The organism is Serinicoccus sp. CNJ-927 (assembly GCF_001942435.1).
GTDB lineage: Bacteria > Actinomycetota > Actinomycetes > Actinomycetales > Dermatophilaceae > Ornithinicoccus > Ornithinicoccus marinus.
Map to the genome: position 1 here is coordinate 1 of NZ_MKKF01000027.1, position 12,889 is coordinate 12,889.

General features: G+C 69.4%; 13 protein-coding genes, 2 tRNA genes and 1 pseudogene. 7 read left to right on the forward strand and 9 right to left on the reverse strand.

Translation table 11 applies throughout. The annotated features are described in order from the left end of the window. Positions 1-277 precede the first annotated feature (277 nt). From gyrB to BJF86_RS09225, 3 genes are all read left to right on the forward strand, one after another. Entirely contained in the window at positions 278-2,395 is a 2,118-nt protein-coding gene (gyrB, locus tag BJF86_RS09215; RefSeq protein ID WP_075818447.1) for a DNA topoisomerase (ATP-hydrolyzing) subunit B, read from the forward strand. Between the two features lie 89 nt (positions 2,396-2,484). After that, a complete protein-coding gene (gene gyrA, locus BJF86_RS09220; protein WP_075818435.1) occupies positions 2,485-5,181 on the forward strand; it encodes a DNA gyrase subunit A in 2,697 nt (898 codons plus the stop codon). Then, complete coding sequence (locus BJF86_RS09225) at positions 5,178-5,933, forward strand: DUF3566 domain-containing protein (protein WP_237768151.1); 756 nt, start codon at positions 5,178-5,180, stop codon at positions 5,931-5,933. The genes gyrA and BJF86_RS09225 overlap by 4 nt, the downstream gene beginning before the upstream one ends. Before the next feature lie 13 nt (positions 5,934-5,946). On the opposite strand, the gene BJF86_RS09230 is transcribed toward BJF86_RS09225, so the two are convergent. The 5 genes and pseudogenes from BJF86_RS09230 to BJF86_RS18875 all read right to left on the reverse strand — a co-directional run. Further along, the gene (locus BJF86_RS09230) at positions 5,947-6,864 is read right to left on the reverse strand and encodes a universal stress protein (RefSeq protein ID WP_075818437.1); all 918 of its coding nucleotides are present in this window, start codon (positions 6,862-6,864) and stop codon (positions 5,947-5,949) included. A 48-nt stretch (positions 6,865-6,912) separates the two neighbouring features. Next, positions 6,913-7,149 (reverse strand): helix-turn-helix transcriptional regulator, encoded by a 237-nt coding sequence (locus BJF86_RS09235; protein WP_022923457.1) that lies wholly within the window; start codon positions 7,147-7,149, stop codon positions 6,913-6,915. Between the two features lie 7 nt (positions 7,150-7,156). Beyond that, positions 7,157-8,008, reverse strand: coding sequence for an ABC transporter permease (locus tag BJF86_RS09240; RefSeq protein WP_075818439.1), 852 nt, complete (start codon positions 8,006-8,008; stop codon positions 7,157-7,159). Further along, entirely contained in the window at positions 8,005-8,133 is a 129-nt protein-coding gene (locus tag BJF86_RS19375) for a hypothetical protein (RefSeq protein ID WP_269087271.1), read from the reverse strand. The genes BJF86_RS09240 and BJF86_RS19375 overlap by 4 nt, the downstream gene beginning before the upstream one ends. 263 nt (positions 8,134-8,396) lie before the next feature. Further along, positions 8,397-8,939 (reverse strand): annotated as a pseudogene (locus BJF86_RS18875) (ABC transporter ATP-binding protein); the annotation flags it as partial. 130 nt (positions 8,940-9,069) lie between these two features. On the opposite strand from BJF86_RS18875, the gene BJF86_RS09250 reads away from it, so the two are divergent. The 3 genes from BJF86_RS09250 (at position 9,070) to BJF86_RS09255 (ending at position 9,454) form a co-directional block, all read left to right on the forward strand. Continuing rightward, positions 9,070-9,146, forward strand: a tRNA-Ile gene (locus tag BJF86_RS09250). Positions 9,147-9,187: 41 nt separating this feature from the next. Beyond that, a complete protein-coding gene (locus tag BJF86_RS18880) occupies positions 9,188-9,319 on the forward strand; it encodes a DLW-39 family protein (RefSeq protein ID WP_235585695.1) in 132 nt (43 codons plus the stop codon). A gap of 62 nt (positions 9,320-9,381) precedes the next feature. Then, a tRNA-Ala gene (locus BJF86_RS09255) sits at positions 9,382-9,454 on the forward strand. Positions 9,455-9,577: 123 nt separating this feature from the next. Here the strand turns inward: BJF86_RS09255 and BJF86_RS09260 are convergent. Both BJF86_RS09260 and BJF86_RS09265 read right to left on the reverse strand, forming a co-directional pair. Next, on the reverse strand, positions 9,578-10,321 hold the full coding sequence (locus BJF86_RS09260) for a TIR domain-containing protein (protein WP_075818441.1): 744 nt from the start codon (positions 10,319-10,321) through the stop codon (positions 9,578-9,580). Positions 10,322-10,326: 5 nt separating this feature from the next. Next, a complete protein-coding gene (locus BJF86_RS09265) occupies positions 10,327-10,539 on the reverse strand; it encodes a DUF2188 domain-containing protein (RefSeq protein ID WP_075818443.1) in 213 nt (70 codons plus the stop codon). Between the two features lie 249 nt (positions 10,540-10,788). Between BJF86_RS09265 and BJF86_RS09270 the strand changes: the two genes are divergently transcribed. Then, a complete protein-coding gene (locus tag BJF86_RS09270; protein ID WP_075818445.1) occupies positions 10,789-11,235 on the forward strand; it encodes a hypothetical protein in 447 nt (148 codons plus the stop codon). 94 nt (positions 11,236-11,329) lie between these two features. Here the strand turns inward: BJF86_RS09270 and BJF86_RS09275 are convergent, their stop codons facing one another. Further along, a complete protein-coding gene (locus BJF86_RS09275; RefSeq protein ID WP_237768152.1) occupies positions 11,330-12,625 on the reverse strand; it encodes a tyrosine-type recombinase/integrase in 1,296 nt (431 codons plus the stop codon). Beyond that, on the reverse strand, positions 12,540-12,889 hold a 350-nt coding region (locus BJF86_RS18885), incomplete at its 5' end, for a helix-turn-helix domain-containing protein (protein ID WP_237768153.1). The genes BJF86_RS09275 and BJF86_RS18885, both read right to left, overlap by 86 nt.

Here is a 12,889-nt window from a genome sequence, read left to right on the forward strand (position 1 = left end):
CGACGGTGCTCGACGGCGGACGCCCCGCGGGAGCGTCGGGGCGTCGCGCACGTGGGGGGACCCCTGATCCGGGGTCGCATCGCTCACAACCGGCCTCCCGGGCCGCGGACGGCGCTGGGGAGGGTGTGGGAACTCGGAAATAGCGCGCCCACAGGGTAGAATGAGGCGTCTTTGCCCTTTCACCCGAGGAGCCCCCTTGTCCACTGCCGGACCAGAGCACGGCCCAGGCCCCGATCACGGCGCCGACGGCGAGGGCGACCCCGCGGTCGACGTCACGATGCCGGAGCTCCCGGAGGCAGCAGCGGGCAGCGGGGACCCCGGCTCGCTGGCCACCGCCTCGGCCTACGACGCCTCCGCGATCACCGTGCTGGAGGGCCTCGAGGCCGTCCGCAAGCGCCCGGGGATGTACATCGGCTCGACCGGGCCGCGCGGCCTGCACCACCTGGTGTGGGAGATCGTCGACAACGCCGTGGACGAGGCGCTCGCGGGCGAGGCCGACCGGATCGACGTGGCGCTCACCGCGGCGGGCGCCGTCCGGGTGCGGGACAACGGGCGCGGCATCCCGACCGACATCCACCCGGTGGAGAAGAAGCCGGCGGTCGAGCTCGTGCTCACCCAGCTCCACGCCGGCGGCAAGTTCGGCGGCGGCGGCTACAAGGTCTCCGGCGGGCTGCACGGCGTGGGTTCCTCGGTCGTCAACGCCCTCTCCGAGCGGCTGGACGTCGAGGTCCGCCAGCGCGGGAAGGTCTTCACCCAGACCTACCACCTGGGCGTCCCGCAGTCCCCGCTGGCCGAGCGCGCGGCCGAGACCGACGCCGAGCGGCAGAGCGGCACGACCATCACCTTCTGGCCCAGCACCGACATCTTCGACACCGTCGACTTCGACTACGAGACCCTCCGGGCGCGGTTCCAGCAGACCGCCTTCCTCAACAAGGGTCTGACCATCGCCCTGACGGACGAGCGACCCCGCGAGGTCGAGACGGACGTCGACGCCCTCGACGACCCCATCGACGGGGAGGCTGAGCAGGACAAGGACGGCGCGACCCCCGGTGTCGAGCACGGTGACCAGGGTTCGCCCAGCACCGCGAAGGGCCGGCACCACACCTACCGCTACGACAACGGTCTGCTCGACTACGTCACCTACCTCAACAAGTCCAAGCGCAGCGAGCCGGTGCACGAGGACGTCATCGCCTTCGAGAGCACCGACGAGGCGCGCATGCTCAGCCTCGAGGTGGCGATGCAATGGACCAGCGCCTACACCGAGGCCGTCCACACCTACGCCAACGCGGTCAACACCCACGAGGGCGGCACCCACGAGGAGGGCTTCCGCTCGGCCCTCACCCGGCTGGTCAACGACTTCGCCCGGGAGCAGAAGCTGCTCAAGGAGAAGGACCCCAACCTCACCGGCGACGACATCCGCGAGGGTCTCACCGCGGTCATCAGCGTCAAGCTCGGCGAGCCGCAGTTCGAGGGTCAGACCAAGACCAAGCTGGGCAACTCCGAGGTGCGCAGCTTCGTGCAGACCGCGATGTACGAGGAGTTCGGGCACTGGCTGCAGGCTCACCCGCGCGAGGGCAAGGAGATCGTGGGCAAGGCCGTCCAGGCGGCGACCGCCCGTATCGCCGCCCGCAAGGCGCGCGACGCCACCCGGCGCAAGGGCCTGCTGGAGTCCGGCGGGCTGCCGGGCAAGCTGCGCGACTGCCAGTCCAACGACCCGACGATCTCCGAGGTCTTCATCGTCGAGGGCGACTCGGCCGGCGGCTCGGCGGTGAGTGGCCGCAACCCGCACAACCAGGCGATCCTGCCGATCCGGGGCAAGATCCTCAACGTCGAGAAGGCGCGCCTCGACAAGATCCTGGCCAACCAGGAGGTGCAGGCGCTCATCAGCGGCTTCGGCACCGGGATCGGCGAGGACTTCGACATCTCCAAGGCGCGCTACCACAAGATCGTGCTCATGGCCGACGCCGACGTCGACGGCCTGCACATCCGGACCTTGCTGCTCACGCTGCTCTTCCGGTTCATGAAGCCGCTGATCGAGGCGGGCTACGTCTACCTCGCGCAGCCGCCGCTTTACCGGATCAGGTGGACCAACGCCGAGCACCAGTTCGCCTTCACCGACCGGGAGCGCAACGCCCTGCTCGAGGAGGGTGCGGCCAAGGGCTGGCGGCTGCCCAAGGACACCGGCGTGCAGCGCTACAAGGGCCTCGGCGAGATGGACTACAGCGAGCTGTGGGACACCACGATGAACCCGGACACCCGGGTGCTGCTGCAGGTCTCGCTGGAGGACGCCGCCAAGGCCGACGAGATCTTCGCCATCCTCATGGGCGAGGACGTGGAGTCCCGGCGCGCCTTCATCCAGCGCAACGCCCGCGACGTGCGTTTCCTCGACATCTGATCATGCGGGGTGCTCCGCCCCCCGCACACCCCCTCAACCGCGTGGCCCCCGCACACCCCCCGAACCGCGTGACTGCATACCGAGGACCCATGGCTGACGACCAGACCCCCGACCTGCCCGAGATCCCCGACGCCTCCACCGCGGCCCAGAGCGCCGACGCCGCCCTCGAGGCGGCGGTGACCGGCACCGGCGACCGGATCGAGCCGATCGACATCAACGCCGAGATGCAGCGCAGCTACATCGAGTACGCGATGAGCGTTATCGTCTCCCGGGCGCTGCCGGACGTCAGGGACGGCCTCAAGCCGGTGCACCGGCGGGTGCTCTACGCGATGTACGACGGGGGCTACCGCCCGGACCGTGGCTTCAACAAGTGCTCGCGCGTCGTCGGCGACGTCATGGGCAACTACCACCCGCACGGCGACGGCGCGATCTACGACGCCCTCGTCCGGCTCGTGCAGGACTGGTCGATGCGCCACCCGCTGGTCCAGGGGCAGGGCAACTTCGGCACGCCGGGCGACGACCCGGCCGCCGCACCGAGGTACACCGAGTGCCGGATGCACCCGCTGGCCATGGAGATGGTGCGCGACATCCGCGAGGACACCGTCGACATGGTCGACAACTACGACGGCAAGACCAAGGAGCCGGCCGTCCTCCCGGCGCGCTTCCCGAACCTGCTGGTCAACGGCTCGGCCGGCATCGCGGTCGGCATGGCCACCCAGATCCCGCCGCACAACCTGCGCGAGGTCGCCGCCGGCGCCCAGTGGTTGCTGGACCACCCGGACGCCTCCCGCGAGGAGCTGCTGGAGGCGCTGCTCGAGATCATCCCCGGCCCGGACTTCCCGACCGGCGCCCTGATCATGGGCAAGAAGGGGATCGAGGAGGCATACCGCACCGGCCGGGGCTCGATCATCATGCGGGCCGTGGTCGAGGTCGAGGAGATCCAGGGGCGCACCTGCCTGGTCGCGACCGAGCTGCCCTACCAGGTCAACCCGGACAGCCTGGCCAAGAAGATCGCCGAGCTGGTCAAGGACGGCAAGGTCAGCGGCGTCGCCGACCTGCGCGACGAGACCTCCGGGCGGACCGGCCAGCGGCTGGTCATCGTGCTCAAGCGCGACGCCGTCGCCAAGGTGGTGCTCAACAACCTCTACAAGCACACCCAGCTGCAGCAGTCCTTCGGCGCCAACATGCTCGCCCTGGTCGACGGGGTGCCGCGCACGCTGCCGATCTCGGCCTTCATCCGGCACTGGGTGGAGCATCAGGTCGAGGTCATCGTCCGACGCACCCAGTACCGCCTGCGTGAGGCCGAGAAGCAGATCCACGTCTACCGCGGCTACCTCAAGGCGCTGGACCAGCTCGACGAGGTCATCGCGCTCATCCGGCGCAGCCCGTCGGCGGACGAGGCCCGCGAAGGGCTCAAGACGCTGCTCGAGATCGACGACTACCAGGCTCGCGCCATCCTGGACCTGCAGCTGCGTCGGCTCGCGGCCTTGGAGCGGCAGGAGATCCAGGAGCGGCACGACGCGCTCGAGGCGCAGATCCAGGAGTTCGAGGCCATCCTGGCCAGCCCGGAGCGGCAGCGCGAGATCATCTCCACCGAGCTGACCGAGATCGTCGACAAGTTCGGCGACGACCGGCGGACCAAGATCGACCTCTTCGACGGCGACATGTCGATGGAGGACCTCATCCCCGAGGAGGACGTGGTCGTCACGATCACCCGGGGCGGCTACGTCAAGCGGACCCCGGTGCGGGAGTACCGCGCGCAGAACCGCGGCGGCCGGGGCAAGCGCGGCGCCGCGCTGCGGGCCGACGACGTGGTGCAGCACTTCTTCGTGACCAGCACCCACCACTGGATGCTGTTCTTCACCGACCAGGGCCGGGTCTACCGGTCCAAGGCCTATGAGTTCCCCGAGGCCGGACCCACCGGCAAGGGGCAGCACGTCGCCAACCTCATGGCCTTCCAGCCGGACGAGACGATCCGCTCGGTGCTGCCGCTGCGCGATTACGAGCAGGCGCCCTATCTGCTGCTCGCGACGAAGAACGGCCTGGTCAAGAAGTCGCGGCTGCCGGACTACGACTCGGCCCGCTCCGGCGGGCTCATCGCGGTGAACCTGCGCGAAGGCGACGAGCTCGTCGGCGCCGCGCTGGCGCACGGCGACGACGACGTGCTCCTCGTCTCCGGCGGTGGGCAGTCGGTCCGCTTCCCGGCGGGTGACGACACGCTGCGACCGATGGGTCGTGCGACCTCGGGCGTGACCGGGATGAAGTTCCGCGGCGAGGACCACCTGCTCGCCATGCAGGTCGTCGCGGCCGGCACCGATCCCTTCGTCTTCGTGGTCTTCGAGTCGGGGATGGCCAAGCGCACCCCGGTCTCGCAGTACCGCGTGCAGGGTCGCGGCGGCCTCGGCATCAAGGTCGCGAAGTCGACCGAGAAGGCCGGTCAGGTCGTCGGGGCGCTGCTCGTCGACGAGACCGACGAGGTGCTCGTCCTCACCGAGCGCGGCAACGTCGTGCGGTCCCGGGTGGGTGGCGAGAACGGCGTGCGCGTCACGGGCCGCGACACCAGCGGGGTCATCTTCGCCCGGCCGGGCAAGGGCGACGCCATCGTGGCGGTCGCCCGCAACGCGGAGGCTGCCGCCGAGGAGGAGCTCGTCGAGGCCGGCGGTGAGCCGGTGGGCGGCGCGGATGCACCGCCCGTGGCGGGCGATGGCGTACCGTCGGGTCAGGTCGAGCAGTCCGAGTCGACCGCCGAGGTCGACACCGACAGCACCGAGGGAGATGGAGCATGAGCGGCACGTCTGGGACGTCCGGGCCGGCTGCGTCCTCCCCCGACGAGACGCAGGCGCACGAGAAGGCGCGCCCCGAGGGGACCACGGAGCCCGGTCCGGCACCGGACGCCGACGGCCAGGTTTCGGGCGAGAGCCGCTCCGCCGCCGCCAAGATGAAGGACGGCGCGCTCGCCCGGACCGCCCAGGGACGGGACCTCGCCGCCCGCAAGGCTCGTGCGCTGCGCGGGGCCACCGCCGGCATGGCCTCCGGGTCGGCAGCCGGGGCGAGCGCGGGCCGCGGAGCCGCCGGACGCGGTGCCGCGGCGCGTGAGGGGGCACCGGCCAGCACGGCCCGCACCTCGGGCAACAGGGTTCCCTCGCGACCGGCCCCGCGGCGCGGAGGGCCTCGCCGCGTCCGCCTGACCGCGCAGCGCATCGACCCCTGGTCGGTGCTCAAGATCAGCTTCCTGGTCTCGGTCGCCCTGGGCATCTCCGGCGTGGTCATGGTCGCGGTGCTGTGGACGGTCCTGTCGGGGATGAACGTCTTCTCCACGATCAACGACTTCCTCACCCAGATCACCAGCGGTGAGGCGAGCGGACCGACGATCGACCTCACCGACTACCTCGGCTTCAGCCGGGTGCTGTCGCTGGCGGCGGTGCTCGGCGTGCTCAACGTCTTCCTGCTCACCGCGCTCGCGACCCTGTCGGCGTTCCTCTACAACATCTGCGCCGCCCTCGTCGGCGGCGCCCAGGTGACGCTCTCCGACGAGTGAGCCCGGTGCCCGCTCAGGGCACCACCTGCACCGCGACCTCGCTCAGGTGGAGCATGTGCGAGGTGGTCGACCCGAGCACCATCACCGACAACCGGCCGTGCCCTCGGCTGCCGAGCACGAGCAGACCGGCGCCCTCGGTGGCGGCCAGCAGGCTCTCCTCGGTGCGGCCGGACGGCGTGTCCGTGCTGACGGTGAGCCTCTCGTCGCGCTCACGGACATGGTCGGCGGCGTGCCGGACGACGTCCTGGGCCCGGGCGAGTGCGGCCTCCCCCGCGTCCTCGATCGTGCGGTAGCCCACGGGGGGCAGGCCCCAGGGGTCCTCGTGCGGTCGCTCCCAGCTGCAGACCAGCCGCAGTTCGGCTTCCCACAGCTGCGCCTGACGTAGACCCTCCTCCAGGGCCCGGTCCCCGCTGACCGACCCGTCGACCCCCACCACCACCGGGCTCCCGGGGCCGGGGACCGGGGCGTCGTGCGGGATGACCGTGACCGGGCACCGTGAGTGGCCGGTGATCCCGTAGGCCGTGGTGCCGACGAGGGCCCGCCGCACCCGTCCGAGCCCTCGGGTCCCGACGACCACACCGGCGGCCTGCGCCGACGCCTCGTCGAGGGCCTGTCGCGGGCTGAGCAGCGAGGAGCGGGCCGAGACGTCGACCTCGGGCTGCTGCTCGCGGGCGAACTCTGCACCCGCCTCGGCCGCCCGCAGCGAGGCCTGTCGGACCTTCTCCGGGTCCCACAGGCCCGCGACCTCGTCCTGGGCGTAGACGATCCGGTCCGCCGCGTGGAGCACGACCAGCGGTTGCCGGGCCCGAGCCGCTGCTCCCGCCGCCCAGCGCACCGCCTGCTCCGCGCTCTCGGACCCGTCGTAGCCCACCACCAAGGGGCGTGCCGAGCGTCCGTTCTGGTCGGTCATGATCCACCACTCCTTCGTCACGATCTATGACACAGTGTAGTAGAGACGCGGCAGGTGGGGAAGCCCTGCTCAGCCCCGACCGACCGGCGGGAAGGGGGATCGGCTGAAGACCGCCTCGACCGGGAGCTCGAAGAACTCCGCGATCTGCAGCGCCAGCAGGAGGGATGGGCTGTACTCTCCACGCTCGAGATAGCCCACCGTCTGGTAGTGGACCCCGAGCGCCTGCGCCAGCTCCCGCCGGCTGATGCCACGGTCCACCCGGAGCACGGCGATCCGGTTGTGCAGCGGTTCTGACTCGCTCGGCATACCGGGATCAGTATCCCTTCGCGAGCACCCGCTCGCGCGCCGCCTGCACCGCGCTGCCGGACTGACGCCGCGCCATCCGCCGCAGCAGCACGGGAGCCACGAGCACCCCTACGACGGCCCAGGCGAGGAGCACCCCCAGCGCCAGCACGAGGCGGAACTCCCCGCCCACCTCGGCGGCCGCCGCGCTCTCCGGCAGCAGCACCGAACGCACCGCGACGCCGATCCAATAGAGCGGACTGAGCTGAGCCAGCCACTGCAGCGGCGCCGGCCACCCCGCGACGGGATAGAAGACGCCGGAGAGGGCGGCGACGGCATACATCGAGATCATCGCCCAGGCCAGCCCCATCATGGTGCGGAAGACCGACCCGAGCACGGCGCCCCAGGGCAGCATCGCCGCGACGCCCAGCAGGAAGACGAGGCCCAGCAGCAGCCACCGGCCCGGCCCGGTCTCCCTCAGCTCGGGCAGCAGCACCGCGGCCCCGACCATCGCCGGCAGCACCGGGATGAGCGCGTCGACCGGCGCGGCGACGAGCTTGGCGACGAGGTGACCGGTCATGCCGTGGGGCACCGCCTTGGCGCGCAGCAGGGTGCCGTCCTCACGCTCGGCCTGCAGCTCGCCGGCAACGCCGAGGACCGCGGCGGCGATGACGCCGAAGGCGAGGAACCCGCAGAAGATGTAGCCGCCGGCGCCCACCTGGGCTGCGCCAAACTCCAGGTCGCGCAGGAACCACATCACGACCAGGACGAGCAGCGACATGATGACGGTGGTGATGCCGTTGGCGGAGGTGTACTTGCGGATCAACGTGATCCGCGCCTGCCGCGCAGCGGCGCCGACGACGGCGCGGGGGATGGTGCTCATCGGAGGGCCTCCAGCGGAGTGGGGTCCAGGGTGGGCCGGGTGTCGGAATCGGCGGCCCCGGAGCGCTGCACGATGTCGAGGTAGACGTCCTCCAGCGAGGCGGCGCGCACCTCGAGCACCTCCACCTCGCCGGGCGAGAGGTCAGCACCTGCGTCAGGTATGCCGTGGGGTCCGCCTCGGCGTGCACGCTCACCTCGCCCGTGGCCCGGTCTCGAAGGCGCACCTCGCTGGAGCGCGAGAGCTGGAGCCGTAGGGCGTCCGGCGTGCCATCCGCGACGATCCGACCCCCGGCGAGGATGAGCAGCCGGTCGGCGATCTTCTCGGCCTCGGCCAGGTCGTGCGTCGTGATGAGCACCGTGGTGTCCAGGTCGGCGAGGTCCGCGACGAGGTCGTGCACGTCGCGGCGGCCGGCCGGGTCGAGCCCGGTCGTCGGCTCGTCGAGGAAGAGCACCTCGGGTCGGCCGACCAGCCCGATGGCGACGTCCAGCCGGCGCCGCTGACCGCCGGAGAGCTTGTCGATGCGCTGGCGGGCGTGCTCGGCGAGACCCACGCGGGCCAGCAGCTCGGCCGTGGGCCAGGGGCGCTGGACCTGCGCCGTGGCGTAGGGCGCGTAGTAAGCCCCCATGACCTCGATGAGGTCGGCAACCCGCCAGGTGCCGTGGTCGCGCCAGCTCTGCAGCACGACGCCGACGCGGGCGCGCCAGGCTTCGGGGGCGGTCGTGGGGGCCTGGTCGAGCACCGTGACCTCGCCCGACGAGGGCTGCCGGAAGCCCTCCAGGATCTCCACGGTCGTCGTCTTGCCGGCCCCGTTGGGGCCGAGCAGTGCGACGACCTGCCCGCGGTGGATCTCCAGATCGATGCCGTCGAGGACGAGGTGCTCGCCGTACGACATCGACAGGCCGCGGCAGCTGATCACGGGGGCGGGAGGCATGATGGCAATGTAGTAGGTCTACTACATATGGTGCAAGTATTACTACTCTGCGGAGGGTCGGGTGCCGACGTTTTGGTGGCGCCAGCGACGGTGGGGTAATCTCGATTTTCGCGTGCGTCGCACGTGGAGCGGGCCTATAGCTCAGTCGGTTAGAGCGCTGTCCTGATAAGACAGAGGTCACTGGTTCAAGTCCAGTTAGGCCCACCACCCGCCCCGCTGGTGTCGACCCGACAGGAAGGTGATCGACGATGAAGCGTCTCCTCATGGTGGCTGCGGCCGCCGCCGGACTCGTCGCCCTCAAGCGCATGCAGGACCAGCAGGCCGAGCGCGACCTCTGGGCCGAGGCCACCGACGACGTGCCGGGCCAGCCCGGTCAGTAACCCCCAGGACCGCCTGGTCCACCCCCGCGCGGCTTCCCGCGCGGCACAACTGCATACCCCTCGGGGGCGTGGCGCAATTGGTAGCGCATCTGCTTTGCAAGCAGAGGGTTGTCGGTTCGAGTCCGGTCGCCTCCACCCAGGTCAGAGGCCTTCCCGGTATGCGGGGAGGGCCTCTGACGCGTCCGTACCCCAGCGAAGTACTGCAGTCGCGGAGCGATGGCCGACGCACCGTGTAGACGCTGATTCCGTGATGTTCGCTCACCTAGTGACGGTGACCGCCGCCGCGATCTTCCGGGCGATGTCGCTGACTGAGTCGGTGGAGGTAGTGAAGCCCGCGAGGTCGGGGAGAATCCCGCTGTACTCCTGCACGTCTTCGAAGGTGACGTTGTGTAGGACCGGGATAAGCGTGGACTTGCCCAGCAGGGCGCCGAGCTCACGCTCGGTCCAGAAGCGGCCAGCCAAGTAGGCGGGCGTCAGCAAGGCGATACCAGACCGGGCCTTGCGCAGCCCCTGATCCATCTGAAGCGACTGGCTCTTGCCGGCCTGGATCGAGACGTGGTCGAACCACACTGCAACCCCGAGGTCTTCCAGCACAGAGCGGAGCTCGGCTGCCACCTCACTGCCGTCGATCCGCGCGTAGCTCAAGAACGTGTCGTACTCCCTCGGGTCCACCTGAGCGACTGCTTCGTGAACCCGGTCCGCCAGCCGACGCTCCGGCTCCGTGTAGCGCACGGTCGTGGAACGCCCCTGACTGAGCTGCTTGTTCAGGTCATCGAGCACGCGGCGGTTGTGCGCGTCAGCCTTGCGGTTGTGCGCATCGACCTGTCGGTCGTAGTCCGCGATCACTCGACGGTTGTGCGCCTGAGCCCTGCGGTTGTAGTCATCCACGACCTTCTTGTTCGCCCGGTTGACCTTGTCGATCTCGCTGTTGAGCTGCTGCTGTGCGCGCCGCTGAGCGGCGCGCACCTGCGCGTTGAACTGACTTGCGTTGAAGTTGGCCATAGGACTCAGCCCTTCGGTGGATAGGGGTCATTGCCATAGGAGTCCCGCTCCCGGATCCGGCCATCGCGACCGTGGATGTAAAGCTCAGTTTGTTCACGTCGGGCGGTGCCTCTGCCCGCGGTGGCAGCGCCTGCTTGCGTGTCGTGGACAGAAGATGCGCGCTCAGCACCCTCCCTGACAACGCTCCAGCGGCCATCCTCCCTCGGCGTGATGTGCACGCCCTTTCCCTTGTTCCCTGCGCTCCCAACTGTCGAGGTGTGTCGACTCGGCCCATCTGAGCTGGTCCTTGCGTTTAGTCTGCGATGGGCTCTTTTCGCGCAGATTCCTTTCGCTTGCTACGGCGAGTCGCGTCTCGTCGGGGGCCGGCTTCGCTGAGGGCGCGGCGGCGTGGCGGCTCTGCCAACAGTGTCGATGTCATACGATGGCGGCATGAGATTTCGCGCGAATTTTTCTCGCCTGGAGTTTGGGTGACGCGGACCAGCAAAGGCACGCACCTCGTTGAGGTGACGGCCATCGATGAGAGTGCAGCCGACCTGGAGTTCCTCGACGGCTTCTGCGCCAATCCACGGTGCGACGAGCGTCTACAGCACAGCACCGGACCGGGGCGTCGCGCCAAGTACCATGACCCGGCCTGCAAGCGTGAAACCGAGCGCATGGTCAGACGACTGCGTGGTCGTTTGCAGCACTTCCAGAGCCAGGTCGACATGGTCAACCGTCAGTTGGCGGCCTACACCGAAGTTGACGAAGCCCCAGTTGGGGAGCCAGGGCCTTCTGACGAACAGAGCGTCGGGGCGAGGATCGCGTTCGCGCGTGCGACGGCCCTTGTCGAGACCATGGACGGCGATGGCTCCAGCGAACGCTGGGCGAGGGAATTGAAGAGGCTGGTTCAAGCTCTCGATCCTGTCCTCGGCTGAGATTGAAGCCACTCGGCGGCCAGCTGGAGCGGTCTTGGGTTCCCATTTCGGCAGGCCCTATGCCCTAATAGGTTGAAGGCCTACGCCGCTGGGATCAGGCGTCGCTAGACAGCCGGTCTCCGAGGTCGTGCAGCGCGTCGCGGGTCGACTGCGACGAGACCTGGGAGTAGACCTCCATCGTCAGGGCGATCCTGCTGTGCCGCAGCACCGCCATCGCCACTCGCGGGTGCACGTCCAGCGAGACGAGCAGGCTCGCGCAGGTCCGCCGCGTGGCGTGGACCGGGATGATCGGGACGCCGGCCTTGCGCGCCCGGGTTTTGAACGCCGTGTGGAAGTTGCGCGGGTCGAGCGGGTCGCCGAGACGGGTTGTGAAGACGAGGCCGCAGTCGCCCCACATGTCTCCGGCGGCGAGCCTTCGACGGTTCTCCTCGGCCCGGTGCCGCTCGAGGGCTCGCACGGCGATGGCCGGCAGCGGCAGCGGCGCGTCGGAAGAGGGGGTCTTCGTCCGACGCCTAAGCAACTGACCGTCGACCCGTTGGACTTGCCATGCGACGTAGGCCTCCCCCTGCTTCAGGTCGACGTCTTCCCACGCAAGTCCAAGCACCTCTCCTCGCCGAAGGCCGAGCACAAGCAGCAGCACGTACGCGGCATACAGGGGATCCTGGGTTTCACGAGCAGATTCGAGGAACCGCCGTGCGTCGTCCACCGACCACACAACGGCTCGCTTTGCTCGAGGTACGGGCACGCGCACGAGCGCGGCGACGTTGCGGGACACGAGCTCCTCGCGCATGGCCTGGGTCAACGCCCCGCGGAGCACGCGCCACGCCTGATGAACCGTCCACTCGGAGGCGAGTTCACGGCAACAACGCCCGCGTTCGCAGCACTTGGGCTTTGGTCGTGCGGCGTCCTTGCCCTGGAAGCAGCACTGGCACCGCACCCTGATTTCGTTGACCCAGGTCTGGACGTCGCGGACAGACAGCTTTTCGAGCTTGCGGTCGCCCAGGTCGGGCACGATGTAGAGCCGGCAGAACAACTCGTAGTTGACCGCAGTGGCTGGTGAGAGTCCGGGCCGGACAGTCTCTGTCAGCCACTGCTCGAGGAAGTCACCAAGCTTGGGCGAGACTGGCGCAACGGGGCCACGCCGCGCCTGTTCATGTAGCCGAAGCCACTTCTGGTGGACTTCGGCCCGCGTCCTCCCGTAAACCGACTTGCGCTGACGGCGACCAGCAGGGTGGTGATCCACACGTGTGCAGCGAAGCCGTTCCGGTAGGGATAGATCGACCCTTCTCCATTGGCCCGACGGCTCACGACCAGTCAGCCTCGGCTTGGGCCGCCCGCTTGGCGACGTACTCGTCCACCCAGGCGGGGAGAATGCGTCGGGACCCACCATCCTTGAGCGAGCGCAAGTTTCCGGAGATGCACATCATCCTCACCTTCGTCGGCCCGTATCCAAGCATCTCGGCCACCTCGGCCACGGTGTACCACCGTCGCTCCAGCGGACCGACCGGAGCCTTTCGCCGACGCATCGCACCATCGCTTGTCATCGTCGCCATGCCTACTCCCTTCGTCAGGGATCGACCTCCAGTAGGCCAGATCCCGCGCAGACCCGACTGTCGGCGGCGCTTGAAAAGTAGACAGTAGCGGCGCTCGAAAA

Excerpts from the sequence above, each read along its gene's own strand:
- gyrB (WP_075818447.1), top strand. The coding sequence starts at position 278 with ATGCCGGAGCTCCCGGAGGCAGCAGCGGGCAGCGGGGACCCCGGCTCG.
- gyrA (WP_075818435.1), top strand. The coding sequence starts at position 2,485 with ATGGCTGACGACCAGACCCCCGACCTGCCCGAGATCCCCGACGCCTCC.
- BJF86_RS09225 (WP_237768151.1), top strand. The coding sequence starts at position 5,178 with ATGAGCGGCACGTCTGGGACGTCCGGGCCGGCTGCGTCCTCCCCCGAC.
- BJF86_RS09235 (WP_022923457.1), bottom strand. The coding sequence starts at position 7,149 with ATGCCGAGCGAGTCAGAACCGCTGCACAACCGGATCGCCGTGCTCCGG.
- BJF86_RS09240 (WP_075818439.1), bottom strand. The coding sequence starts at position 8,008 with ATGAGCACCATCCCCCGCGCCGTCGTCGGCGCCGCTGCGCGGCAGGCG.
- BJF86_RS18880 (WP_235585695.1), top strand. The coding sequence starts at position 9,188 with ATGAAGCGTCTCCTCATGGTGGCTGCGGCCGCCGCCGGACTCGTCGCC.
- BJF86_RS09260 (WP_075818441.1), bottom strand. The coding sequence starts at position 10,321 with ATGGCCAACTTCAACGCAAGTCAGTTCAACGCGCAGGTGCGCGCCGCT.
- BJF86_RS09275 (WP_237768152.1), bottom strand. The coding sequence starts at position 12,625 with ATGGTGGGTCCCGACGCATTCTCCCCGCCTGGGTGGACGAGTACGTCG.